At 74.6% G+C, this 24,108-nt stretch carries 24 protein-coding genes; 7 read left to right on the top strand and 17 right to left on the bottom strand.

What is annotated here, in order from left to right; all coding sequences use genetic code 11:
* Positions 1 to 1,826, bottom strand: a 1,826-nt coding sequence (locus ACFUVW_RS08210; protein WP_430570838.1) for a hypothetical protein, incomplete at its 3' end; no start/stop codon positions are given.
* Between the two features lie 106 nt (positions 1,827 to 1,932).
* Here ACFUVW_RS08210 and ACFUVW_RS08205 point away from each other — a divergent pair.
* The gene (locus ACFUVW_RS08205; RefSeq protein ID WP_430570837.1) at positions 1,933 to 2,229 is read left to right on the top strand and encodes a hypothetical protein; all 297 of its coding nucleotides are present in this window, start codon (positions 1,933 to 1,935) and stop codon (positions 2,227 to 2,229) included.
* Between the two features lie 75 nt (positions 2,230 to 2,304).
* Here ACFUVW_RS08205 and ACFUVW_RS08200 read toward each other — a convergent pair whose 3' ends face one another.
* Entirely contained in the window at positions 2,305 to 3,198 is an 894-nt protein-coding gene (locus ACFUVW_RS08200; RefSeq protein ID WP_430570836.1) for a universal stress protein, read from the bottom strand.
* A gap of 143 nt (positions 3,199 to 3,341) precedes the next feature.
* Here ACFUVW_RS08200 and ACFUVW_RS08195 point away from each other — a divergent pair, with 143 nt between their 5' ends.
* Positions 3,342 to 5,087, top strand: a complete 1,746-nt coding sequence (locus ACFUVW_RS08195) for a GAF domain-containing protein (RefSeq protein ID WP_430570835.1) — start codon at positions 3,342 to 3,344, stop codon at positions 5,085 to 5,087.
* Here the strand turns inward: ACFUVW_RS08195 and ACFUVW_RS08190 are convergent.
* The 4 genes from ACFUVW_RS08190 to ACFUVW_RS08175 all read right to left on the bottom strand — a co-directional run bounded on the left by ACFUVW_RS08190 (position 5,042) and on the right by ACFUVW_RS08175 (position 8,078).
* Positions 5,042 to 5,719: a response regulator gene (locus tag ACFUVW_RS08190; RefSeq protein ID WP_430570834.1), complete on the bottom strand. Its 678-nt coding sequence runs from the start codon at positions 5,717 to 5,719 to the stop codon at positions 5,042 to 5,044. The two genes, ACFUVW_RS08195 and ACFUVW_RS08190, sit on opposite strands and share 46 nt — an antisense overlap.
* Positions 5,720 to 5,775: 56 nt before the next feature.
* A complete protein-coding gene (locus ACFUVW_RS08185; RefSeq protein WP_430570833.1) occupies positions 5,776 to 6,984 on the bottom strand; it encodes a dipeptidase in 1,209 nt (402 codons plus the stop codon).
* Between the two features lie 84 nt (positions 6,985 to 7,068).
* Positions 7,069 to 7,428 carry an RNA-binding S4 domain-containing protein gene (locus ACFUVW_RS08180; protein ID WP_430570832.1) on the bottom strand — a complete coding sequence of 120 codons (360 nt, stop codon included), beginning with the start codon at positions 7,426 to 7,428 and terminating at the stop codon, positions 7,069 to 7,071.
* Between the two features lie 50 nt (positions 7,429 to 7,478).
* On the bottom strand, positions 7,479 to 8,078 hold the full coding sequence (locus tag ACFUVW_RS08175; RefSeq protein ID WP_430570831.1) for an NADPH-dependent FMN reductase: 600 nt from the start codon (positions 8,076 to 8,078) through the stop codon (positions 7,479 to 7,481).
* 95 nt (positions 8,079 to 8,173) lie between these two features.
* On the opposite strand from ACFUVW_RS08175, the gene aspA reads away from it, so the two are divergent.
* From aspA to ACFUVW_RS08160, 3 genes are all read left to right on the top strand, one after another.
* The gene (aspA, locus tag ACFUVW_RS08170; RefSeq protein ID WP_430570830.1) at positions 8,174 to 9,745 is read left to right on the top strand and encodes an aspartate ammonia-lyase; all 1,572 of its coding nucleotides are present in this window, start codon (positions 8,174 to 8,176) and stop codon (positions 9,743 to 9,745) included.
* Between the two features lie 98 nt (positions 9,746 to 9,843).
* A complete protein-coding gene (locus tag ACFUVW_RS08165) occupies positions 9,844 to 10,020 on the top strand; it encodes a hypothetical protein (RefSeq protein ID WP_430570829.1) in 177 nt (58 codons plus the stop codon).
* A gap of 127 nt (positions 10,021 to 10,147) precedes the next feature.
* Positions 10,148 to 10,558 carry a hypothetical protein gene (locus tag ACFUVW_RS08160; protein ID WP_430570828.1) on the top strand — a complete coding sequence of 137 codons (411 nt, stop codon included), beginning with the start codon at positions 10,148 to 10,150 and terminating at the stop codon, positions 10,556 to 10,558.
* On the opposite strand, the gene ACFUVW_RS08155 is transcribed toward ACFUVW_RS08160, so the two are convergent.
* From ACFUVW_RS08155 to ACFUVW_RS08140, 4 genes are all read right to left on the bottom strand, one after another.
* Positions 10,515 to 10,931: a cupin domain-containing protein gene (locus ACFUVW_RS08155; RefSeq protein ID WP_430570827.1), complete on the bottom strand. Its 417-nt coding sequence runs from the start codon at positions 10,929 to 10,931 to the stop codon at positions 10,515 to 10,517. The genes ACFUVW_RS08160 and ACFUVW_RS08155 overlap by 44 nt on opposite strands.
* Complete coding sequence (locus tag ACFUVW_RS08150; RefSeq protein ID WP_430570826.1) at positions 10,928 to 11,851, bottom strand: helix-turn-helix transcriptional regulator; 924 nt, start codon at positions 11,849 to 11,851, stop codon at positions 10,928 to 10,930. Before ACFUVW_RS08150 ends, ACFUVW_RS08155 begins: the two co-directional genes overlap by 4 nt.
* An 80-nt stretch (positions 11,852 to 11,931) precedes the next feature.
* Complete coding sequence (gene surE / locus ACFUVW_RS08145) at positions 11,932 to 12,693, bottom strand: 5'/3'-nucleotidase SurE (RefSeq protein ID WP_430570825.1); 762 nt, start codon at positions 12,691 to 12,693, stop codon at positions 11,932 to 11,934.
* A gap of 92 nt (positions 12,694 to 12,785) precedes the next feature.
* Positions 12,786 to 13,688 (bottom strand): PfkB family carbohydrate kinase, encoded by a 903-nt coding sequence (locus ACFUVW_RS08140; RefSeq protein WP_430570824.1) that lies wholly within the window; start codon positions 13,686 to 13,688, stop codon positions 12,786 to 12,788.
* Between the two features lie 160 nt (positions 13,689 to 13,848).
* Here ACFUVW_RS08140 and ACFUVW_RS08135 point away from each other — a divergent pair, with 160 nt between their 5' ends.
* Together ACFUVW_RS08135 and ACFUVW_RS08130 are read left to right on the top strand one after the other, a co-directional pair.
* A complete protein-coding gene (locus ACFUVW_RS08135; protein ID WP_430570823.1) occupies positions 13,849 to 14,745 on the top strand; it encodes an aldo/keto reductase in 897 nt (298 codons plus the stop codon).
* Positions 14,746 to 14,780: 35 nt separating this feature from the next.
* A complete protein-coding gene (locus ACFUVW_RS08130) occupies positions 14,781 to 15,767 on the top strand; it encodes an aldo/keto reductase (protein WP_430570822.1) in 987 nt (328 codons plus the stop codon).
* 18 nt (positions 15,768 to 15,785) lie between these two features.
* On the opposite strand, the gene ACFUVW_RS08125 is transcribed toward ACFUVW_RS08130, so the two are convergent.
* The 7 genes from ACFUVW_RS08125 to ACFUVW_RS08095 all read right to left on the bottom strand — a co-directional run.
* Positions 15,786 to 16,217 (bottom strand): GNAT family N-acetyltransferase, encoded by a 432-nt coding sequence (locus ACFUVW_RS08125; RefSeq protein ID WP_430570821.1) that lies wholly within the window; start codon positions 16,215 to 16,217, stop codon positions 15,786 to 15,788.
* Between the two features lie 9 nt (positions 16,218 to 16,226).
* Positions 16,227 to 18,587: a beta-galactosidase gene (locus ACFUVW_RS08120; protein ID WP_430570820.1), complete on the bottom strand. Its 2,361-nt coding sequence runs from the start codon at positions 18,585 to 18,587 to the stop codon at positions 16,227 to 16,229.
* Positions 18,588 to 18,623: 36 nt separating this feature from the next.
* A complete protein-coding gene (locus ACFUVW_RS08115; RefSeq protein ID WP_430570819.1) occupies positions 18,624 to 19,109 on the bottom strand; it encodes a nitroreductase family deazaflavin-dependent oxidoreductase in 486 nt (161 codons plus the stop codon).
* A 19-nt stretch (positions 19,110 to 19,128) separates the two neighbouring features.
* Positions 19,129 to 19,383, bottom strand: coding sequence for a hypothetical protein (locus ACFUVW_RS08110; protein WP_430570818.1), 255 nt, complete (start codon positions 19,381 to 19,383; stop codon positions 19,129 to 19,131).
* Between the two features lie 251 nt (positions 19,384 to 19,634).
* Positions 19,635 to 22,100 (bottom strand): beta-glucosidase, encoded by a 2,466-nt coding sequence (locus tag ACFUVW_RS08105; protein ID WP_430570817.1) that lies wholly within the window; start codon positions 22,098 to 22,100, stop codon positions 19,635 to 19,637.
* 153 nt (positions 22,101 to 22,253) lie between these two features.
* On the bottom strand, positions 22,254 to 23,090 hold the full coding sequence (locus ACFUVW_RS08100) for a carbohydrate ABC transporter permease (RefSeq protein ID WP_430570839.1): 837 nt from the start codon (positions 23,088 to 23,090) through the stop codon (positions 22,254 to 22,256).
* A gap of 44 nt (positions 23,091 to 23,134) precedes the next feature.
* The coding region (locus ACFUVW_RS08095) for a carbohydrate ABC transporter permease (protein WP_430570816.1) at positions 23,135 to 24,108 on the bottom strand (974 nt) is incomplete at its 5' end.

Here is a 24,108-nt window from a genome sequence, read left to right as displayed (position 1 = left end):
GCGTCCAGGTCGCCCGCGGCGAGGTCGTCCCGCGCCCGCTCGGCCGCCCGGTCGACGCCGAGCACCGCGGCCCCGAGCTCCGTCACCGGGTCGCGGTCGGCCCCGGCCGCGCGGTCGGCCTCGCCGACGCGCGTCGTCACCTCGGCGGCCCGCGGCAGCAGGGTCGCGAGCTCCGCGTACCCGTCGGCGTCCGCCGCCCCCTCGTACGCCGCGCGCACGGACTCCGGCACCTCCACGCCCGCGGCGGCCGCCGCGGCCTGCACCTCGCCGGCACCCTGCGCGGCGCCGTCGAGCGCCGCCCGCACGTCCTTCGCCTCGCCGAACTCCCAGTCGGTCATGGCCGTGCGCAGCCCGAGCGGCGGCGACCAGGCACCGTCGGCGTCGTCGAGGGCCGCGTAGGCCTCGCGCGCGGCGGCCCGGGGCTTCAGCGCGGCCCTCTGCTCGGCGTCGAGCACCCAGGTGCGCAGCACCTTCGGGGCTCCGGAGACGCCGCCCCGCTCCTCCACGAGGTCGAGGAAGCGTCGCCAGTCCGTGCGCCCCCAGTTCTGGTCCCGCGACCCCGCGCGCTCGTACGCGCTCTCCCCCGACTGCGCCGCCGACACCACCGCGGTGAACGCGTCGTCGTCGAGCCCGCCCAGCAGCTTCTGCACCACCGTGTACGACGCCGCGTACCCGTACTGCTCGGCGCCCTCGTCCAGCTCGCCGGGGCGGGCGTCCCACGCCGACAGCGGCACGGCGTCGTCGCCGTGGCGGTCCGGCGTCGACCACGGGTCGCTCGTCGCCCCCGTCCGGTCGACCGCGCGCTGCGCCACCACCTCCGTCATCCCCTCGGACAGCCACCTCCCGGTGAGGCGGTCCGGGTTCAGCCAGGCGTGGGTGAGCTCGTGGTACAGCGTCGCGGTGTCGAGGTCCTCGGGGATGACGATCTCGTCGTTGTCGGCATCGAACCAGGCGTAGCCGAGCACCTTCGGGGACACGTCCTCGCGGATCGTGTCCAACCCGCCCGGCCACGGCCGCCCGACGAGGTCCTCCAGCACGGGCAGGCCATGCTGCAGCCGCTTCGCGACGAACCCCGCCCACCGCTCGTCGCCCGGGAAGCTCTGGAGGGTGAGCGTCGTGCCGCCCACCTCGACGACCTTCTCGTCCGCCTTCTTCGGGTCGCGCGCCGAGACGACCGCCCAGATGCCGTCCTTGTCCGTGTTCTCGGTGGCCGTGTAGGTGGTGGTCTTGCCGGACCGCTCCCGGGTGAACGCGTCGGACGTCGCGTCGAACGTCATCGACGACGGCAGCACCACCTCGACCGTCGTCCGGCCGGCGTCGCCCACCCCCGACGCCGCGAACGTCGCGAAGCCCTCGCCCACCCGCGTGTAGTCCTTCGACCGCACCGGCTCGCCCGGGACGACGAAGCTCCACTCGATGGTGCGGGTCTGCCCGAAGCGCAGGGGCGCGAACGTCGCCACGGCGTACCGGGTGCTCGGGTCCTCGGTCGCCTCGAGCCGCACCGGCAGGGCGGCGCCGCCGCTCGTCGCGCGCACGTCCTCGGCCCCGGCCGGCACGGCGATCGCGTAGGTCGTGAAGTAGTAGTAGGTCAGCCCGCGGTCGGGCGTGACGTTGCCGATGGTGGTGGTCGTCGTCGCCCGCACCTCGGTGTCCTTCGCCCGCAGCACGTACCGGCTGTGCGACTCCTCCGTGAGCCCTTCGTCGGCGACGGCGGCGGGGCCCGCCAGCAGCAGTGCGCCGGCCAGGCAGGCACCGACCGCGACGCCGAGCGGACCGGGCAGCGGGCGCGGAGCGGCACGGCGGCGGGGCGCGGGCGAGGGGGTCATCGCGCGCATCCTTGCGCCTGCCGTCGGCGCGCCGCAAGCCTGTCCGGGTGCGCGACGTCGCCCCGTGCGGTAGACCGGAACCCGTCGGGCCGCGGAGGGGGACGCCATGGGTACTGACAGCACCGGTGCTGGCGAGAGCACCGCCGGCGCGGACGCCGGCTCGCTGACCATCGCCCTGCTCACGGCGTGCTCCGAACCCGACCTCGGCATCCGGTCCCGCGTCGTGCAGGAGCTGCTCGACGAGGCGAGCACCGACCCCCGGCTCGCGCGCGAGGTGATCACCACCATGCTCACGGCGTCGGTGATGTCCCTGCGCGCCTACACGGACGCGACGCGGCGCGACCCCCACGACGTGCTGCGCGCCCTCGGGACCAGCTGGTCGCAGCGCTCGCTGAGCGCCTGAGACCAGCACTCCCCCGTGCCGCACGGTCCCTGCCGCCGCGGCCCGCCGGGGGAGTCGAGGGGCGCGCGGCGGCAGCTAGCCGTGCACCACCGACACCGCGCACGGCGCGTGGCGCACGATCCGGTCGGGCCCGCCGCGCACGCGGCCGACCTGCAGCGAGGCGGCGCGGCCACCGGTCACCACCAGGTCGTCCGACCGCAGCGCGGCGAGCAGCGCGCCCGGCGCGACGCCGCCACGTGTCTCGACCGTCCACCCGACGGCGGGGTACTTCTCCCCCCACCGCGCCACCCGGGCCTCGAGGTCGGCCCGCGCCTCGGCGCGCAACCGTTCCAGCCACCCCAGGTCGCCGTCCGTGGCACCGGCGAACATCCCCCCGTCGGCCGCGTGCGCCGCCGTCAGGGGCACGCCGGCGCGGTCGGCCTCGTCGAACCCCGCCTCGAGCACACGGTCGGAGGCGTCGCGAGGATCCACCGCGACGACGACGCGGCGCGGCTCCTGGGCGCGGGCGGCCCGCGGCACGACGACCACCGTGCCGGGCGCCAGCGCCGCCACGGCGGACGAGATCGAGCCCATGGGGACCCTGTCGAACGTGCCCACGCCCCGGCGTCCCACCACGACGACGGCGCCGCTGCGGGCGTGGTGCACGAGGACGGCGCAGGCGTCGCCGCGCACGGCGACGAACTCGACGTCGCCTGGCGACGCCCCGGGCGTCCGCACCGGGGCCGTGCGCTCGAACCTGGCCCGGGACCGCGCGACCAGCGCCTGCGCCTCGGCCCTCAGGTCCGGCCCGCGGGGCGCCGTCACCGCCCCGAGGCCGACCGGCTGGGCGTAGGCGTGCACGACGACGAGCCGCGCCGCCAGGCGCGCGGCCTCGCCCGCCGCCCACGCCATCGCGTGATAGCCGCCCTCCGAACCGTCGACACCGACGACGACGTCCCGGACCGGGCCCTCCACGCTGCTGATCGCCATGACGTCCTCCTCCGACCGCACCAGTGGGCCACGCGCGCCGGGACGCACGGCAGTGCCGAACGCCCCGGCGCTCGGGCCGAAGGTCCCGATCGGGACGACCGGGACAACGCGCGGGCATCCGGAGGTGCTTCTAGCGTGGTGACGTGAGCCCGCGGGAGGGTCGCCGGGACCGGGACATGGACGTCCTCCTGGACGCCGTCGTGACCGTGGGCCGGGGCCTCGAGCTGGAGACGACGCTGCACCGCGTGGTGCAGGCCGCCGCCACGGTCGTCGACGCCCGCTACGCCGCCCTCGGCGTGCTCGGGGACGACCGGCGCATCGCCCGCTTCCTCACCGTGGGCATGTCCGAGGAGGAGATCCGCGCCGTCGGCCCGTACCCGACGGGGCACGGGATCCTCGGCGAGCTCATCCGCGACCCCCGTCCGCTCCGCCTCCCCGACATCGCCGCGGACCCGCGCTCGGTCGGGTTCCCGCCGCACCACCCGCCGATGCGCAGCTTCCTCGGCGTCCCGCTGCAGGTGCACGGGAAGCCTTTCGGCAACCTCTATCTCACCGAGAAGCGCGACGGCGGGCAGTTCACCCAGGACGACCAGCGGCTCCTGGAGGGGTTCGCGACCGCCGCGAGCTTCGCTGTCGAGAACGCGCGCCTCTACGAGGAGACCCGGCTGCGGGAGCGGTGGCTGCGGGCGGACGACGAGATCGCGCGGCGCCTGCTGTCCGGCGAGGACCCGGACAGCGTGCTCGACCTGGTCGCGTCGGAGGCGATCAGCGTGTCCGCGGCCGACACGGCCGGGATCGCCGTGCCCGCGGACGACGACCGGGACCGGGAGCTTCCCACCCTGGTCGTCCGCTCGGCGGTCGGGATCGGGGCCGAGAGCCTGCGCGGGCAGGTGCTGCGGCCGCCGCGCTCGTTCAGCGCGATGGCGTTCGTCGACGGCCGGCCCGTCGTCACCGCCGACGCCACCACCGACGACCGCGCCGACGTGGCCCTGCACCCGGACGGCACTCTCGGCCCCGTCGCCGCCTTCCCCCTCGTGGGCCGCGGGCGGCAGACGCGCGGCGTGCTCGTGGTCGGGCGGCTGCGCGGCGCCGACCCGTTCCCCACCGTCGTCGTCGAGGCGCTGGGGGCGTTCGCGAACCAGGCAGCGGTCGCGCTCGAGCTCGCCGAGCGGCGCGCGGACGCCGCCCGGCTCGCCGGCGTGCGCGACCGCGACCGGATCGCGCGCGACCTGCACGACCTCGCCGTCCAGCGCCTGTACGCGACCGGCCTCTCCCTGCAGGCCGTGGACCGTCGCCTCGCGGCCACCGGCCCGCTGGACCCGGAGCAGACGCGCGAGACGTCGGGCCGCGTCGGGGCGGCGATCGACCAGATCGACGAGACGATCGACCTGATCCGCACCACCATCCGCGGGCTGCGCGACCCGGGCGGCGACCTCCCGCGTCGCGTCGGCACGCGCTCGCTGCTCCTGGCCGAGGCCGACGCCGCGACCCACGCGCTCGGCTTCGCCCCGACCGTCCGGTTCGAGGGACCGATCGACGCCCAGGTGCCGTCCACGGTCGCGGCGCACCTGGTGGCCGTGCTGCGGGAGAGCCTGTCGAACGCGGCCCGGCACGCGCGCGCCACACGGGTGCGGGTCGGTCTCCGCGCCGACGGGGACCTCGTGCTGACCGTGGTCGACGACGGCATCGGCACCCCCCTGGACGCGCCGCGCAGCGGCCTCGCGAACCTCGCCCGCCGGGCGGACGAGCTGGGCGGCTCGTTCGACGTCCGGACGGGCCGGGCGGGAGGCACCGCCCTGCGCTGGCGGGTACCCCTCGCGGGGCAGCCGGGCGCCCCGGGGGCTCAGGGGGCCGCCGGCCCCTGGGGGTCGTCGGGCCGGCGGAGCTGATCGAGCCGCGCCACGAGGACCGCCGCCTGCACCCGGCGCTCGAGGCCGAGCTTCGCCAGCAGGCTCGACACGTAGTTCTTCACGGTCTTCTCCGCCACGAACAGCTCGGCGCCGATCTGCCGGTTCGTCAGGCCCTCGCCCACGAGCACGAGGATGCGCCGCTCCTGAGGGGTGAGGTCGCCCAGCGGGTCGTCGGCCTCCGTCTTCCCGCGCAGGCGCGCCATCACGCGGCCCGTGGCGCGGGGGTCCAGCATGGAGCCGCCCGCCGCCACCGTCCGGATGCCCGCGACCAGGTCGGTGCCGCGCACCTGCTTGAGCACGTACCCGGACGCGCCGGCGAGGATCGCGTCGAACAGCGACTGGTCGTCGTCGAACGACGTGAGCATGAGGACCGCCACGTCGGTGCGCGAGCGCAGCTCCCGGCAGACGGTGACGCCGTCGCCGTCGGGCAGCCGGACGTCGAGGACGACGACGTCCGGCCGCAGGGCGGGGACGCGCGCGAGGGCCTCCGCCGCCGTCCCGGCGGTGCCGACGACCTCGAGGTCGGGCTCCATGCCGAGCAGGTCGGCGACGCCGCGGCGCACCACCTCGTGGTCGTCGACGAGGAACACCCGCACGGGCGTGCCGGTCATGGGCTCACGCTAGCCCGCCGGCGCACCCTCGGCCGGGCAGCCGTCGCGGGCAACCGTCAGGAGCCGCCGTCGAGGTCCGCGAGGCGCGCGACGCTGGGCTCCCGCTCGGTCCGCAGCCGAGCCGCGACGTCCTCCGCGCCGCGCAGCGCGCGCAGCACGTTGCCGCTCGCGAGGGCCGCCAGGTCGGCGTCCGACCAGCCGCGGTCGGCGAGCGCCGCCAGCAGGGCCGGGTAGCCGGAGACGTCGCGCAGCTCGTCGGCGAACCCGCCCGCGCCGTCGTAGTCCCCGCCGAGGCCGACGTGCGCCGGCCCCGCGACCTCGCGGACGTGCTCGACGTGCGCGACGACGTCGGCCAGCGTCGTCGGCGGCTTGGGGTGCGTCTCGGCCCAGGCGGTGGAGAACCGGTCGAACTCGGCGTAGTCGTTCGGCGCGATCCCGGCGGCGCGCGCGGCCTCCCCGGCCTGCGCCCGCCACTCGCCGACGGCCGGGGTGACGAAGCTCGGCACGAACGTCACCATGCACACGCCGCCGTTGTCGGCGAGGCGCGCGAGGACGTCGTCGGGCACGTTGCGCGGCACGTCGCAGACGGCGCGCGCGGAGCTGTGCGAGAAGATCACCGGCGCCTCGGAGACGTCGAGGGCGGCGCGCATCGTGCCCGCCGAGACGTGCGAGAGGTCGACGAGCATGCCGAGGCGGTTCATCTCGCGCACCACCTCGCGCCCGAACGGCGTCAGACCACCCTGGTCGAAGCGCCCGTCCGCGGGCCGCTCGTCCGTCGCGGACTCCGCCCACGGGTTGTGGTGGTTGTGCGTGAGCGTCATGTAGCGCACGCCCAGCTCGTACAGCATGCGCAGCGCGCCCATCGACGAGTCGATCGACTGCCCGCCCTCCGCGCCCATGAGCGACGCGATGCGGCCCTCCGCCCAGGCGGCCACCACGTCGTCGGCGCTCGTCGCGAGGCGGAAGTGCTCCGGCCACCGCGCCACCATGCGGCGCACGGCGTCGACCTGCTCCAGCGTCGCCGTGACGGCGGCGCTGCCGGGCAGGTTGGACGGCACGTACACCGACCAGAACTGCGCGCCCACGCCCCCGGCGCGCAGCCGCGGCACGTCGGTGTGCGTGCGGCCGTCGGTACCGGCCTCGACGTCCAGCCGCGCCCAGTCGTACGCGACCTGGTCGCGCGCCTCCCACGGCAGGTCGTTGTGCCCGTCCCAGACGGGGTGCTCGCGCAGGAGCGCGGCGATGCGGTCGGTGGTGCTGGTCATGTCCCGCACGCTACCGGCCCCCCGCCCCCGAGTTGTCAGGGCCACGAGCATGAAGAGGTGCACGTGGTCCTGACAGGTCGCGGGTCAGCGGCGGCCGCCGCGCAGCCGGTCGATCTCGCGCCGCTCGCGCTTGGTGGGGCGGCCGGCGCCACGGTCGCGGACGCCGACGGCCTCCCGCTCCTGGCGGGTGGGCATGGGCGGGCTCTCGTCGCGGTACGCCTTGACCGCCAGCGGCGCGCCCACGCGCTTGGGCAGCAGCTCGACGACGACGACCTTGCGGTCGCGCAGCGGGTCGCGCCACGTGACCGTGTCGCCCACCGTGACGGACGTCGAGGGCTTGGCCACCGTGCCGTTCACCCGCACCCGCCCCGACCGGAGCAGGGCGGCCGACGACGACCGGCTCTTGAAGAGCCGCACCGCCCACAGCCACACGTCCACGCGCACGACGTCAGCCTCTCACGCTCAGCCCCGCGCCCGGCGAGCTCGTCCGACGCCTACTTGGCCGACGCCGGGTCGCTGTCGCCGATGTGCCCGGGCGCGGTGACGGCGAGGACGCGCTGCACGAACGCGCAGTACTCGTCCATGTAGTGCCGCAGGAAGCCGGCCGTGCTCTCGTCGGTCACCTCGCCGTCGGGGCCGAAGTCGTCGGCGACGTAGGTGATGTACGCCTCGGGGGCGTTCAGCTGCGGCGCGTCGAGGAAGCTCAGCACGGCGCGCATGGACGACTGCATGACGGCGGTGCCGATGCCCCCCGGCGACGCCCCGATGATGCCGACGGGCTTGCGGGCGAAGGAGTTCTGCCCCCAGGGCCGCGAGCCCCAGTCGATCGCGTTCTTCAGGGCGCCGGGGATCGACCGGTTGTACTCCGGGGAGACGATCAGCAGCCCGTCGGACGCCTCGATCGCCTGCTTGAAGCTGCGCCCCTCCGGCGGGTAGTCGGCGTCGTAGTCCCAGCTGTAGAGCGGCAGGTTCCCGATGGGGATCTCGGTGAACTCGAGGTCCAGGGGCGCCAGCCGGATGAGCGCCTTCGACAGCGTGCGGTTGATGGATCCTGTGGCGAGGCTGCCGACGAGGTAGCCGATCTGGTGGGTCATGGTGCCTCCCGTGCTGGTCCGGTTCACCTCCACTGTGCGCGGGCCGGATCGCGCTGGCGAGCCGTGCGAGTGCCGCCGTTGCTACCGTCTGCCTCATGGCTGAACCCACGGCTGACGTGCGCGTCGAGGAAGACCTGCTCGGACCGAAGGAGGTCCCTGCGCAGGCGTACTACGGGATCCACACCGTCCGGGCGATCGAGAACTTCCCCATCTCCGGGACGACCATCAACGACGTGCCGGAGATGATCCGCGGCATGGTGATGGTGAAGAAGGCGGCGGCGCTCGCGAACCGGGAGCTGCGCGCCATCCAGCGGGACGTCGCGGACGCCATCATCGGCGCGTGCGACGAGGTGCTGGTCAAGGGGCGCTGCCTCGACCAGTTCCCCATCGACGTGTTCCAGGGCGGCGCGGGCACCAGCGTCAACATGAACACCAACGAGGTGATCGCCAACCTCGCGCTCGAGCTCTCCGGCTTCCCCAAGGGCCGTTACGACGTCATCAACCCGAACGACCACGTCAACAAGTCCCAGTCGACCAACGACGCCTACCCCACGGGCTTCCGCCTGGCCGTGCACGCCCTCGTCGACGCGCTGGTCGTCGCCGTGCGCCGCCTGTCACGGGCACTGGACGAGAAGGCGTCGGAGTTCGCGGACCTGACGAAGATGGGCCGCACGCAGCTGCAGGACGCGGTGCCCATGAGCCTCGGGCAGGAGTTCGCGGGCTTCTCCGTCAACGTCGCGGAGGAGGTCAAGCGCCTGCGGAACGCGGCCGACCTGCTGCTCGAGGTCAACCTGGGCGCGACGGCGATCGGCACCGGCCTCAACACCCCGCCCGGGTACCCGAAGGTCGCGGCCCGCCGGCTCGCGGAGGTCAGCGGGCTCGGCACCGTGCCGGCGGAGAACCTCGTCGAGGCCACCTACGACAACGGCGCCTACCTGGCCGTGCACTCCGCGGTGAAGCGGCTCGCGGCCAAGCTGTCGAAGATCTGCAACGACCTGCGCCTGCTGTCCTCGGGGCCGCGCGCTGGCCTCAACGAGATCAACCTGCCCGAGCTGCAGGCCGGCTCGTCGATCATGCCCGCCAAGGTGAACCCGGTGATCCCCGAGGTGGTCAACCAGGTGTGCTTCAAGGTCATGGGCAACGACGTCACCATCACGCACGCCGCCGAGGCCGGGCAGCTCCAGCTCAACGTCATGGAGCCGGTGCTGGCGGAGTCGATGTTCGAGTCGATCCGGCTGCTCACCAACGCGTGCGACGCGCTGCGCACCAAGTGCGTCGTCGGGATCACCGCCAACGCCGAGGTCATGCGGCAGCACGTGCTCGGTTCCATCGGCATCGTCACCTACCTCAACGAGGTGATCGGCCACCACAACGGCGACCTCGTGGGCAAGGAGGCCGCCCTGACCGGGGCGTCGGTGCGCGACGTCGTCGTCGCCCGCGGCCTGCTCACCGCCGAGGAGGTCGACAAGATCCTCACCACCGAGAACTTCCTGCACCCGCGCTACAGCGGCCGCTTCTACGCGCCGGACGAGCGCGGCATCCCGCCGGTGGGCGAGGAGGGCGAGTCGTCGCGCGTCGTGGAGTCCGACGACGCGACGGGCGCGCCGTCCGACCCGGGGCACGAGCACGACGACGCCCCCGACGAGGAGGGCGAGCCCGCCCGGTGACGGTCGTCCGTCCGCGGTTGCACCCCGATTGAGACAGTGTTCTTATTCTGAGGAGCCGTGTGCGACACGTCACACGGCCACGCCCAGGGGGGACGGACATGACCGAGAAGCCGGAGAACGACGGCCTGCTCAGCGGGCTGGTCGACAAGGCGAAGGAAGCACTGACCGACGAGCGCATCGACCAGGTCGCGGACACCATCAAGTCCGTCGCACCCGACTCGGTCGACAAGCACGTCGACACCCTCGCCGACAAGGCCAAGCAGGCCAACGACTGACCTCGGTCGTCCGAGGACGTCGCGGGGGCGGTCCGCCGTTGCGGGCCGTCCCCGCGATGTTCGTGTCGGGCTGACGCGCGCCGCGCACAGGGCGGCGCGACCGTCCGCGGTACGGCAGGGGGAGCCGGTGACAACCACAGAGTCGACCGCGCCGCGGGGCGACGATCCGCCCCTCGACGATCCGCCCCTCGACGATCCGCCCCTCGGCGGGACACCGCTCGACGAGGCACTGCTCGACGCCCCGCCCGGCCCGTCGCGGGCGAGGTGGGGGTGGGCGGTCGCCGCCGTCGCGTGCGCCGCTCTCGTCGTCGTCGCGACGGCGGTCGTGCTCGACGCCCTGACGCTGCTCGTGTTCCTCGGGCCGCGATGGCCCGTCTACCGGCTGCCGTTCGGCGCCGCCCCGGTGGTCCCGACGCTGGTCGTGAGCCTGGCGGTAGCCGTCACGACCGTGGTGGCCACCGCGGCCGCGCTGCGCCGCGCCCGGCTTCCCGCCCTCAGACGTCGAGCCACGGCGCGCGGGCGTACTCCTCGTCCGTGACGTGCTCGAGCCACGTGGTGGTCGCCCCGGGCTCGTCGGCGTTCTCCAGCATCGCCAGGTGCTCCATGAAGTCGTCCGGCGACGCCCCGTGCCAGTGCTCCTCCCCCGGCGGGCAGTAGACCGTCTCGCCGGGCCGGACCTCGGCGACGACGCCGTCGCGCGTGCCGACCAGCGCCACGCCCGACACGACGTGCAGCGTCTGCCCGCGGGCGTGCGAGTGCCAGGCCGTGCGCGCCGCGGGCGCGAATCGCACGAGCGCCACCACCATCCGCTGGTCGCCCTCCTGCGGCGTGGCGATCGGGTCGAGCCACACGTCGCCGGTGAACTGCTCCGGCGGGTTCTTCGTGGTCGCGGGGCGGGGAAGCTTCTTCATCGGTCGGTGGCTCCTTCGCGGGTGGAGGCGCCCGAGGCGGGCGCTGCGAGCATGGTCGCCGCCCACGACGCGAGCAGCGTGAGCCCGTCCGCGGACGGCGAGCCGGGCTGCGCGGTGTAGACGTTCATCTGCAGCCCCGGGTCGGCGGGCAGCACGAGCGCCTCGTAGTCGAGCTCGAGCCGCCCGACCGCGGGGTGGTGGAACTCCTTCGTCCCCGTCCGGTGCAGCCGCACGTCGTGCGACGCCCAGAGCCGGCGGAAGTCCTCGCTGCGGGTGGACAGCTCGCCCACCAGGGCGGTGAGCGCCTTGTCGTACGGGTCCCGTCCTGCCTCCGCGCGCAGGATGGCGACGGCGTCGTGCGCCACCCGCGGCGACTGGTCGCCGAAGAACGCCGCGGCGCGGTCGGGGTCGAGGAAGTGGAAGCGGGCGCTGTTGACCGGCTTGCCCGCCACCTGCTCCGGCGAGTCGTACAGCGGCGCGTACAGGGCGCGGCCCAGGAGGTTCGTGCCGAGCACGTCGAGGCGGCCGTTGCGGACGACGGCGGGGGCGTCGCCCATCGCGTCGAGGATCCGCTGCACCGCGGGGCGCACCGTTCCGGGCGGGGTGCGGCGCGCCCGCGACCGGGCCGCGCCGGACGCGTTCGCGGCCCGTGCGAGGTCGAACAGGTGCAGCCGCTCGGCCTCGTCGAGCTGCAGCGCCTCCGCGAGCGCCTCGAGCACCTCCTCCGAGACGCCGCCGAGATTCCCGCGCTCCAGCCGCGTGTAGTAGTCGACGCTCACGCCCGCGAGCATCGCCACCTCCTCGCGCCGCAGCCCCGGCACGCGCCGGTTGCCGCCGTACGCGGGCAGGCCGGCCTTGTCGGGGGTGATCCGCGCCCGGCGGGTGGCCAGGAACTCGCGCGTCTCCGCCTTCAGGTCCATGCCCTCGACCGTACGTCGAAGCCCTCGGGGCCGGGAGGTACTGGCATGACCTGGCACGCCCGAGCCCGCCGCCCGGACGGTCACGCTGCTGGGAACCCGCCCTCGAACCCCGGCAGCTCCACCGACGCGTCCGCGTACGGCGCGAGCAGCAGCGACGCCGTCGCCCACCCCTGCGCGAGCAGGCCCGCGTCGGACTCCGGCTCCGTGGACCGCTCCGTGCCCTCGTACCGCACCACGAGCGCGGTGTCGTCCTCCCCCTGCGCCACCCGGGCGTGCGCCGCCCCGAACGTGGCGAGCGGCGCCTGCCGCAGCCCGCGCAGCTCGTCGGGCGGCACGTCCGGCACGTTGAGGTTGAGCGTCCGGCGGCCGGGCAGGGTTCCGAGCACCCAGCCGAGCACGTGGTCGACCACCCGCTCCGCCGTGTCCCAGTGCCGCGGCTGCTCGGCGTCCAGCGAGACCGCGAGCGACCGCATGCCGAGCGACGTCGCGGACAGGGCCGCGCCCACGGTGCCCGAGTGCAGGACGGCGTTGCCGATGTTGGGCCCGCGGTTGACCCCGGAGAGCACGACGTCGGGGACGGGGCCGAACGCGCCGTACGCGGCGACGAAGGCGATGAGCGCGGGGTCGGCCGCCACGGCCAGCGACGTCACCCCGTCGGGGAGCCCGGGGGCCTGGTGCGGTTCCACGACGAGGCGACCGTCCTGCTCGGCTCCGTGCAGGGCCGCCGAGGCGCCGGACGACTCCTCCCGCGGGGCGGCGACGATCACGTCGAGCCCTCGCTCGACGGCACACCGGGCGAGCACCCCGAGGCCCGGGGAGTCGATCCCGTCGTCGTTCGTCACCAGCGCCAGCATCGTCTGCTCCCGTCTGCCGATCCGTCGGTCCGTCCCGGCCGCCCGCGCCCCGCCCGCCGCCGCGCGCGAGGCCGGGTGCCTCAGCCCAGGGCTGCGACCGTCACCCTCGTGGCGAAGCTCTCGATCTCGTCGCGCCGGCCGGTGCCCAGGCCGTGCCGCGCCACGTTGAGGGCGCCGGCCGCGGCACCGAGCCGCACGGCGTCGGCGACCGGCAGCCCGCGCGCGACCCCCACCGCGATGCCGGCCGTCATCGAGTCGCCGGCGCCACGATGGTCGACGGTCGACACGGACGGCGTCGCGACGGTCGACGTGCCCTCCCCCGTCACGACGAGCGCCGGCTCGTGCGCCCGGGAGACGACGAGGGCACCCAGGCCCGCGTCGATCCAGCCCTCCGCCGCGCGGCGGAGGGCCTCCACCGAGTCGTCGGCGGCGAGGTCGGAGTCGACCATCTCCTCGTCGCTCATCTTGAGCACCGCGATCGCCTCCTTGCCCACGGCGGTGGCGAGCTCGCCGTTCAGGTCCGCGACGACCGGCGTCCCGGACGCGGCGACGTCCCGGGCGAGGCGGGCGAGGTAGTCCCCCGGCAGCCCGATGTCGTGCTGGACACCGGTCAGCACGCACACGTCGGCAGCGAGGGCCGCCACGAGGGCCGTGCCGTAGAGGTCGTCCAGCGCGTGCCGGTCGAGCCTCGTCGACGGCATCGCGACGAGGTCGGGGTCGCCGCCGTTGCGTCGGTCGCGCAGCAGGGTCCCGCCTCCACCCTGGGCGGTGGCCCGCAGCTCGAGGCCGCGGCTGCGCGCCAGGTGGGCGGTGATCTCGCCCGTCTCGCCCCCGAACGGTCCGCACACGACGACCTCCGCCCCGAGGGACCCGGCCATCGTCGCGACCCAGAGCCCCTGGCCGCCGGGGTGCACGTGGATCTCCGGCGCGTCCCGGACGCGGTCGGTCTCGATCTCGATCGTGAGCAGAGGTTCGGGGGCCACGACACAGACGGTGGGGGCTCCTGCGGATGCCATGCCTCGGACCCTAGGCAGGATCCGGGATTCCCGCCGGGCCAGCGGCCCGGACGGCGACCGGGGTACCGACGAGCGGGGTACCAGCAGGGCCTCCCGCGGCCGTCCGTCCGTTCCTAGCGTGGACGGCATGACCACCATCCCCACCCTGAGCCTGAACAACGGCGTCGCGATGCCCGCCCTCGGGTACGGCGTCTTCCAGACCCCGCCGGACGAGACCGTCGCGGCGACCGCCGAGGCGCTGCGCGTCGGCTACCGGCACATCGACACCGCCGCCGCGTACGGCAACGAGCGCGAGGTCGGCGAGGCCGTCCGCCGCTCCGGGGTCGCGCGCGACGACGTCTTCCTCGAGACGAAGGTCTGGATCAACGACTACGGGCACGACGCCACGCTGCGCGCGTTCGACAAGTCCGCCGGCAAGCTCGGCGTCGACACGATCGACCTGCTGATCCTGCACCAGCCCCTGCCGACGCGGTTCGACCTCACGGTCGGGGCCTACCAGGCTCTCGAGCAGCTCCTGGCCGACGGCAAGGTCCGCGCGATCGGCGTCAGCAACTTCATGCCCGACCACCTGGACCGCCTCCTCGCGGAGACGTCCGTCGTGCCCGCCGTCAACCAGGTCGAGGTGCACCCGTACTTCCGCCAGCCCGACGTCCTCGCGGCCGACGCGCAGCACGGCATCCTCACCCAGGCGTGGTCGCCCATCGGGGGCATCACGTTCTACCCGGGCTGGGGCGGCGAGGACCGGCGCAGCACCCTGGAGGACCCGACGATCGTGCGCCTGGCCGAGACGCACGGCGCGACGCCCGCCCAGGTGATGCTGCGCTGGCACCTGCAGCAGGGCCGGTCGGCGATCCCCAAGTCCGTCACGCCGAGCCGCATCGCGGAGAACCTCGACGTCACGGGGTTCGAGCTGTCGGCCGACGAGCTCGCCGCGATCGACGCCCTCGACACCGGCCTGCGCGGCGGCCCCGAGCCCGCCGACGTCACGCTCGAGGCGTTCGGGCAGGAGATCCCCGAGGCCTGACCCGTTCGTCCGCCCACTCACCGGAAGGAACCGCCATGCACACCCGCTCCCTCGGCCAGGGACTGCAGGTCTCCGCGATCGGCCTCGGCGCCATGGGCATGTCCCAGAGCTACGGCCCCAACCCCGGCAGCCGCGACGACATGATCGGCGTCCTGCGCGGCGCCGTCGACCGCGGCGTCACCTTCGTCGACACCGCCGAGGTGTACGGCCCGTACGTCAACGAGGAGCTCGTCGGTGAGGCCCTGGAGCCCGTGCGCGACCAGGTCGTGGTCGCCACCAAGTTCGGGTGGCACATCTCCGGCGGCCGGATGGCCGGGCTGGACAGCCGGCCCGAGCAGATCCGGCGCGTCGCCGACGCCTCCCTGCGGCGCCTGCGCACCGACCGGATCGACCTGTTCTACCAGCACCGCGTGGACCCCGACGTGCCGATCGAGGACGTCGCCGGCACGGTCGGCGAGCTGGTCGCGGAGGGCAAGGTGCGCCACCTCGGACTCTCGGAGGCGTCCGCCGCGACGATCCGGCGCGCCCACGCAGTGCACCCCGTGACCGCCGTGCAGAGCGAGTACTCCCTGTGGACCCGCGACCCGGAGGCCGAGGTGCTGCCCGCCCTCGCCGAGCTGGGCATCGGGTTCGTCCCGTTCAGCCCGCTGGGCAAGGGGTTCCTCACGGGCACGGTCGACCCCGGCACGCCGTTCGCGGACGGGGACATCCGTCGCACGATCCCCCGGTTCACCGCCGAGAACCGTGCCGCGAACCTCGCCCTGGTCGACCACGTCCGTGCGCTCGCCGACGCGAAGGGCGCCACGCCCGGCCAGGTCGCGCTCGCGTGGCTGCTCGCCCAGCAGACGTGGGTCGTGCCCATCCCCGGCACCCGTCGCCTCGAGCGGGTCGAGGAGAACGCGGCCGCCACCGCCGTCGCCCTGTCGGCGGACGAGCGGGCGGGCCTGGACGCCCTCGCCGCCCGCGTCGGGGTGCGGGGGAACCGCTACAACGACGCCGGCATGAGCATGGTCGGGCGCTGACGGCGGCCGACCGGCCCGTCAGGGACGGTCGGCCAGGACCATCCCCAGGCTGTGCGGCGCGGACTCGACGAACCCGACGCTGCGGTACAGCGGCCGGCCGGGCGGGTCCGCCATGAGCGTGACGTACGGGTTCGCGGGCGCGCGCTCGTCGATCTGGGCGAGCAGCCACTCGAGCACGCGCCGCCCCAGGCCCTGCCGCTGGTGGTCGGGCAGGGTCGCCATGTCGGCGACGTGGAAGTACCAGCCGCCGTCGCCGAGCACGCGCCCCATCGCGACGGCCTCACCGGTCGGTCGGTGCCGCACGTGGACGAACGCCCAGCTGTTCGCGACGGCGTACCCCGCCTGCTCGGGCGTCTTGGGGCTGAGCCCTGCGTCGCGGCGCAGCCGCACGTAGGACTCGACGTCGGGCGCACCGGGCACGAGCTCGTACGGGTCGTTCGCGTCGGCCATGCGGCCACCCTAGGCACCCGGCGTCAGGACCACCCGCGCCACGCGCACGACGTCGGCCGCGGCGACGGCGATCCCGTCGGGCACGTCGCGCACCGACGGGTCCACCCAGACCCCGGTCGCGGCGCGCCACGGCAGCAGCTCGAGCGTCAGCCCGTCGCGGGCGACGTCGTCGCGCCAGGGCGTGAGGTCGAGGTCCCAGTCGCGGCCGTGCCAGAAGTGGTCGCCGACGACGACGGTGTCGGCGGCGCGGTGCACGACGGCGCGGCCCACGTCGCCGGTCCACGCGACGCGCAGCAGCGCCCGGTCGACGCCGGCGAGCGCGTCGGCGGGCACGTCCAGGCGCACGCGGACGGCGCCGGACCAGTCGGTCGGGGCGCTGAGCCGGCCCATCGGTCCGCCGCAGGCCGGCTCCGGCGGGGCCGGCGCGTGCGGGCGCAGGTCGGTCGCGACGCGGCGACGCCCGGCGGCGGGGACGGACAGCGTCCACGAGCGCCAGAGCGTGCCGTCGGCTCCGGGCGCGACGGCGGCCCCCTCGGCGTCGGTGCCCTCCGCCACGGCGAGCGACTCCGGGGCGGGCAGCACGGACACCGTCACCGTCGGGTGCTCCGTGTGCACGACGAGCGCGCCGTCGTGCGCGTGCACCGGGGTGTCGGAGAGCACCAGCCGCTCGCGGCCGCCGACGTCGAGGCGGTAGAGCCGGTCGGCCGTCGCCTCGTCGAGCACCAGCACGTCGACCCCGCCGGACGGCCCGCGCACCGAGATCACCGTGTCGGGCCCCGGCCCGCCGACCAGGTCCAGGACCGTCGCGCCGTCGTCGCCCCGCGACGCCACCGGACCGGCTGCCGAGACCTCGCCGTCCCCCTCGACCACCAGCTCCACCGGCACGCCCTCGGTCGCGACCAGGACGACGAGGTCCCGCCCGGCGCCGCGCCCGTCCGGCCCGACGTCGATCCGCGTGAGCACCTGCGCCGTCGCGCTGCGCAGCACGAGGCCCTCGCCCAGCGGGTACCGCACCGGCCACGCGACGGAGACGCCCGCGGGCAGGTCCACCGGACGGGTGGGCACGGCGACGGTCGCGTCGTCGAGCTCGACGGCGACCCGGACGCCGGGCTGCGGCGGCAGCGGGCTGCGGGCGGGCTGGTAGGTGGTGACGAAGACGTACCCGCGCCGGCCGTCCGACCGCACCGACCAGCGCAGCTCGGCGGGGTCGTCGCTGCCGCCACCCACGGTCGTCGTCATGGCCGCGAGCGCCGCCCCGTCGGCCCGGAGCCACAGGTGCTGGCGGCGCAGCAGGTGGTGGTGGCGCCGCACCTGGCCGTGCTCGCCGACGGGGGCGCCGAAGTCGTAGGTACGGGTGGGCACGTCGTTGGGGTACCCGGTGGCGTGCGACTCCTGCTCGGTGCCGTGCGGGCCGACGCGCTGGGTGCCGCCCGCGTACATGTAGTACCCCTGCCAGACCGAGCCGCTGCCGATCTTCGCCAGCGCGAGCGCGGCCACGTCGTCGGGCGTGACGAGCGGTCGCCGGTGGTAGGCGACGTGCATCCCTCCGCCGAGCTCGCACGTCACGTACGGGTGGTCGTCGTCCGCGGCGCCCGGCCCGGCCCCGTCGTCGAGCGTGATGCCGTCCAGCGCCTCGCGCAGGTCCGCGCCGACGCCGAGGTCGTCGCGCACGGTGCTGTACCGGAAGTGCACGGGCGAGAACGCCGGCCACTCGGTGTCGGAGTCCTCCCAGAACCCGTCGGCGTACGCGCTGTACACCGGCAGGAGCGTGGGCGGCACCTGGGCGCCGCCCCAGCCTGTCGCGGTCCAGACCGGCACCCGCAGGCCCAGCTCCTCGGCGAGGTCCCGCAGGGTCGCCAGGTGGTCGGGCTGGTCGTACAGCTCGTTGTCCAGCTGCGCACCCACGACGGGGCCGCCCTCGGCGTGCGCGAGACCGGAAAGCTGCGCGATCGTCTGCGCGTAGAACGCGCGCACCAGCCGGAGGTACTCGGGGTCGTTCGTCCGCGTCCGCAGCCCACGCTCCACGAGCCAGTCGGGGAAGCCGCCGTACCGCGCCTCGCCGTGCGCCCACGGTCCGAGCCGCACGACGACGTCGAGCCCGTGCCGCCCGGCCGTCTCGACGAAGGCCCGCAGGTCGAGGTCGCCGTCCCAGCGGAAGTCGCCCGGCGCGGGCTCGTGCGCCTGCCAGAAGACGTACGTCGCCACGGAGTCGAGGCCGCCGGCGCGCGCGTGCCCCAGCACCTCCGACCAGCGCTCGCGCGGGATGCGGGAGTAGTGCACCTCGCCGGTCACGGGGAACCACGGCCGGCCGTCGCGTTCCAGGTACCGGGGCGTCACCCGGATCGTGCGGGCGGGGGCGTCGCTGGGCATGGGGTCCTCTCGGGCGGGCGTCGGGCTGCGACGAACCTACGGCCTCTCCAGCACGAACAGGCGCACGACCCGGCCGGACTCCCGCTCGTAGGCGCGGTACCCGGGCCACTGCGCCTCGATGCGCGCCCACAGCGCGTCCCGCTCGGCGTCGTCGTCGACGAGCGCGGCCCGCACGGGGTAGCGCCGCCCGCGGATGCTCACCGCCGCGTCCGGGTGCGCGAGCAGGTTGTACGTCCATGCGGGGTGGCGGCCGCGCGCGAACGACGTGCCCGCGACGACGAGGCGGCCGGTGCCCACGGGCGTGTACATGAGGAACGTGTCGCGCGGCTCGCCCGACCGCGCGCCGGTGGTGTGCAGCACCAGCGATGGCACCAGCACCGCGGAGAGCTGGAACCGCCCGCGCGTGAGCCGGGCCAGCACGCGCTCCACGGGCGGCAGCAAAACGGGAGCCACCGCGCGGAAGGCGCGGGTGCGCGTCACGGGGGCGACGGCGGACCGGACGACGTGCAGCACGCGGGCCATGCCCCATTCTGGCGCGCGGTCAGCCGCCGGAGGCGCCCGCCCCACGGAGGAACACGCTCGTCACCAGGGCGCTGGCCCGCTCGGCGCCGAGCCGCCCGTCGACGACGAGCCGGATGACCTTCTCGTAGAGCCCGGTGAGCACCTCGACGTGCAGGTCGAGCGGGACGTCGTCGCGGAGGTCCCCCGCGTCGAGGCCGCGCTGCAGGAGGTCGCGCACGGGGGCCAGCACCAGGCGCTCGAGGTCGGCCGGCTTGTCGAGGTACTTCTCCCGCATGTGCGCCAGCGCCGCGTACCGCGTCGCCGACCGGAAGAAGGCCCGGCTGAGGCGGGCGAGATCACCCGCTACGGCGACACGGTGGTGTGCATCCCGGTGGCGACCAGCCCGCGCCAGGCGGCGGCCAACGCCGAGGTGATGAGCCTCCGGCTCACCGAGCCGGAGCTCGCCGCCCTCGACGAGCGCAGCGCCGTCTGACGGGCAGGCACGGGCCGAGCCCGAGGGGGCGCCCCCGGGCCCGGCCCCGCCGCTCACGCCACGACCGACGTCACCACCCGCGGATCGGCGACGGTCACCTCGTAGGTGTCGCCGGTGACGACGAGCGTCGCGCGCGGCGTCGCCGTCCCGGGCAGGTCGCGCTTCTCCGAGCGCCGGGCGCTGGTGATGGCTCCACCGGTGGCGTGCTGGACGTCCTCGTCCTCGGCGTCGGGCGTGGCGGCCACGTGGGACCCCACCCACACCTCGACGTCGCCCGGCTCGACGACGCGCACCAGACGGCGGTCGGCGAACGCGAGCCGGGTCGTCGGCACCGCGAACGACACGACGACGGACTCCCCTGGCTCGAGGGCGACGCGGCGGTACGCGAGCAGCTGCGCCACCGGCCGGGTCACCGACCCGACCACGTCGCGCCCGTAGAGCTGCACGACGTCCGACCCGGCGACCGTCCCGGTGTTGGTCACCCGGACGTCCGCGGCGAACGTGCCGCCCGCGGCGACCTCGTCGTCGACGGCCAGGTCGGTGTACGCGAAGGTCGTGTACGACAGGCCGAAGCCGAACGGCCGCAGCGGCGTCGAGTCGGTGGACGTGACGTCGGACGGCCCACCCAGCACGGGGTGCAGGTACGAGTACGGCTGCGCCCCGGCCGACCGCGGCAGCGACACCGGCAGCCGGCCCGACGGGTTCACCGCTCCCGCGATCGCCTCCGCGATGGCGGTGCCGCCCTCCTCGCCGGGGAAGAACGCCTGGAGCACGGCCCCGGGGCGTCGGTCGTCGGAGTCGCCGGCCACGTCGAGCGCCCAGTCGATCGCGTAGGGCCGGCCGCTGAGCACCACCATGACGACGGGGGTGCCGGTGGCGAGCACGGCCTCGACGAGCCCGCGCTGCACCCCGGGCAGCTCCAGCGACTCGGCGTCGTTGCCCTCGCCCACGGTGCCGCGGCCGAACAGGCCCGCGTGGTCGCCCACGACGACGACGGCCACGTCGGCCGACGACGCGGCGGCGACGGCCTCCGCGAAGCCGGACGTGTCCTCGCCCTCGACGTCGCAGCCCGCGGCGTGCACCAGCTCGGGCTGGGGCAGGCCGGCGGTGCGGAACGCGCCGCCCAGCGACTCGAACACGGTGGGGATGTGGAAGCCCTTGGGCACCTCCGGGTGGTGCGCCAGCACGTGGTTGGCGAACGAGTAGCAGCCCATGAGCGCGTCGCTGCGGTGCGCGTTGGGGCCGACGACGGCGACGCGCGCCGGGGCGGCGCTCCACCGCGCCAGCGGCAGCACGCCGTCGTTGGTGAGGAGCACGAGCGACTCCTCCGCCAGGCGGCGCGCCACGTCGCGGTGGGCGGGCGAGTCCAGGTCGACCACCGCGGGCGGCTCGCCGGCGAAGGCGTCGTCGTCGAGCAGCCCGAGCTCCTCCTTCTGCGCGAGGGCCCGCAGCACCGCACGGTCCACGTACCGCTCGTCCACGCGACCCGCGCGGACCAGGTCGGCGAGGGGCTCGAGGTACGCGTCGCCGGACGGCAGCTCGATGTCGAGGCCGGCCTCGAGCGCCTGCGCGGCCGCCTCGCCGCGGTCGGCGGCCACGCGGTGCATCACCTCGAGGAACGCGACGCCGAAGTAGTCCGCGACGACGGTGCCGTCGAAGCCCCACTCGTCGCGCAGGATCCTCGTGAGGTACTCCGCGCTGGCGTGCATCGGCTCGCCGTCCACGTCCACGTAGGTGGCCATGACGGACCGCACCCCGCCGTCGCGCACCGCCATCTCGAACGGCGGGAGGAAGACGTCGGCCATCTCGCGCGGCCCCGCCGACACGGGCGCGTGGTTGCGCCCGGCGCGCGACGCCGAGTACCCGGCGAAGTGCTTGAGCGTCGCGTGCACGCCCGCGTCCTGCAGGCCGCGCACGTAGGCCGTGCCGACGGTGCCGACGAGGTACGGGTCCTCGCCGATGCACTCGTCGACGCGGCCCCAGCGCGGGTCGCGCACGACGTCCAGCACGGGCGCGAGGCCCTGGTGGACGCCGAGCTCGCGCATGGACGCCCCGATGACGCCGCCCATCTCGGCCACGAGGTCCGGGTCGAACGACGCGCCCCAGGCGAGCGGCGTCGGGAACGTCGCCGCCTTCCACGCGGACAGCCCGGTGAGGCACTCCTCGTGCACGAGCGCGGGGATGCCGAGCCGCGTCTCACGACGCAGCCGCCGCTGCTCCGCCCACAGCCAGGCCGCCCGCTCGGCGGGGTCCACGGGCCGCGTGCCGTACACGCGGGTGTAGTGGCCGATGCCGTGCCGGGTGACCTCCTCGAGGCGGCCGCCGTCGCCGGCCGCCATCTCGCCCTGCATGGGCGCGACGACGTCGCCGCCCTTGTCGAGCCAGTACCCGACCAGCTGCGCGAGCTTCTCCTCGAGGGTCATGCGGGCGTGCAGAGCGCGGACGCGCTCGGACACCACGGGCAGCTCCGGCGGGCCGGCCGGGCCACCTGGGGCGCTGGACGAGCGGGCGTGGTTCACGAGCGGTCTCCTTCAACGGACACAGGTGGTGGGGTTCTCTCCCCGGCGGCCGTCCCGTCCCGGGAAGACGGGAACGACGGGGATGACGCGAGATGACGCGAGATGGCGGGGAGGACGACGGCGTCGGCTGGGCCGTCGTCCTCCCGATGGAGGTCAGCCCTTGACCGCGCCGGTCAGGCCGCCGACGATCCGCTTCTCGAACAGCGAGAAGAAGATGAGTGCCGGGATCATCGACAACGACGTGAACGCCAGGACCCGAGCGGTGTCCACCGAGTACTGCGACGCGAAGTTGGCGACGCCCAGCGGCAGGGTGAAGGTGCCTGGGTCGCTGAGGATGAACAGCGGCAGCATGTAGTTGTTCCAGGAGTTGATGAAGGCGAGGATCCCGACGGTGATCACGCCCGGCATCGACAGCGGGAGCACCATGCGCCAGAAGAAGCCCAGGCGGCTGGCGCCGTCGATGCTGGCTGCCTCCTCGATCTCGGCCGGGATCGCCCGCAGGAACGGCACGAGGATGATCACGGTCACGGGAAGCGCGAACGCCACCTGCGGCAGGATGATCCCCGCCAGCGAGTTCGTCAGACCGAGCGTGCGCACCATCAGGTACAGCGGCGTGATCGCCACGGTCATGGGGAACATCAGCCCGGCGGCGAACAGGGAGTACATGACACCCTTGCCGCCGAAGTCGTACCGGGCGATGACGAACGACGCCATCATGCCCAGGACGACCGTGCCGACCGTCGTGGCCACGGCGGCGATCGTCGAGTTCCCCATGGCGACCCAGAAGTCGCCGCTCGTCAGGACGTCCGCGTAGTTGGTGAAGACCCACGGCGACGGCAGCCCGGACGGGTCCTGGGTGATCTGGGAGTTGGTCCGGAAGCCGCCGATGACGATGTACATGACGGGGCCCAGGCACGCCGCGATCAGCACGACGGCGATCAGGTAGGTCACCGGGCTTCCCCACGCGAGCTTCCGGGTGGGGCGCAACACGTACTGCTCCGTCCGCTGCTCCGCGACGGGAGCGGTCGAGGTGCTCACTTCTTCCTCCCCTTCCGCCCGGAGGCGCCGGTCAGCGCACCCTCGGTGTCCCGCCGCAGGACGAGGCGCTGGTAGACCAGCGCGACGGCCAGCGAGATCAGGAACAGCACCACGGCGACCGCGCTGCCGAAGCCGTAGTTCCCCGCGAGATGACCGTTGAGATACATGTAGGTCGCCATCGTCGAGGTGCCCGCGGTCGCCGCCACGTACTGGCCCCAGATGATGTTGACCAGGTCGAACAGCTGCAGCGCCCCGATGATCGACAGGAACGCCCAGATGCGGATCGTCGGGCCGAGGAGCGGGAGCGTGATCCGGAACTGCTGCTGCCAGAACGACGCGCCGTCGATGGCCGCGGCCTCGTACAGCTCCTCCGGGATGCCCTGCAGGCCGGCGAGCATGAGGATCACCGCGAAGCCCACGTACTTCCACGTGAGGATCAGCATCAGCGTCCACATGGCGATGTTCGGATCGGCGAGCCAGCTCTGCTCGAGGTTTCCCAGGCCGATCTTGGCCAGGAGCGTGTTGAAGGCGCCGGTGTCCGACATCATCAGCGCCCAGCCGGTCCCGACGATGACCTCGGAGATCACGTAGGGCACGAAGATCAGCACGCGGATGACGGAGCGCCCGCGGATCTTCTGGTTCATCAGCAGGGCGAACAGGATCGCCACCGGTCCCTGGATGACCAGGGAGAGGACCACGATGGTGAAGTTGTGCCGGACGGCGTCGTGGAAGGTGGGATCCGTCAGGATCGACACGTAGTTCTGGAGGCCGGCGAAGTCCGTGGGCGGGCCGAAGCCCTTCCAGCGGAAGAACCCGTAGTACGCCGCCATCACCACCGGCACGATGACGAACGTCAGGAAGACGATGATCGCGGGGCCGGTGAGCACCGCAATCTCTGCGCGCTTGCGCCAGTCGGCCCCGCGGCGGCGGGGAGTACCCGCCGATCGGGCCGTCGGGGGCGGCGTGCTGC

Source organism: Isoptericola sp. NPDC057391 (assembly GCF_042668085.1).
In the GTDB taxonomy this organism is placed as follows: Bacteria; Actinomycetota; Actinomycetes; order Actinomycetales; family Cellulomonadaceae; genus Isoptericola.
This window is presented reverse-complemented; position numbering and strand designations above follow the sequence as displayed.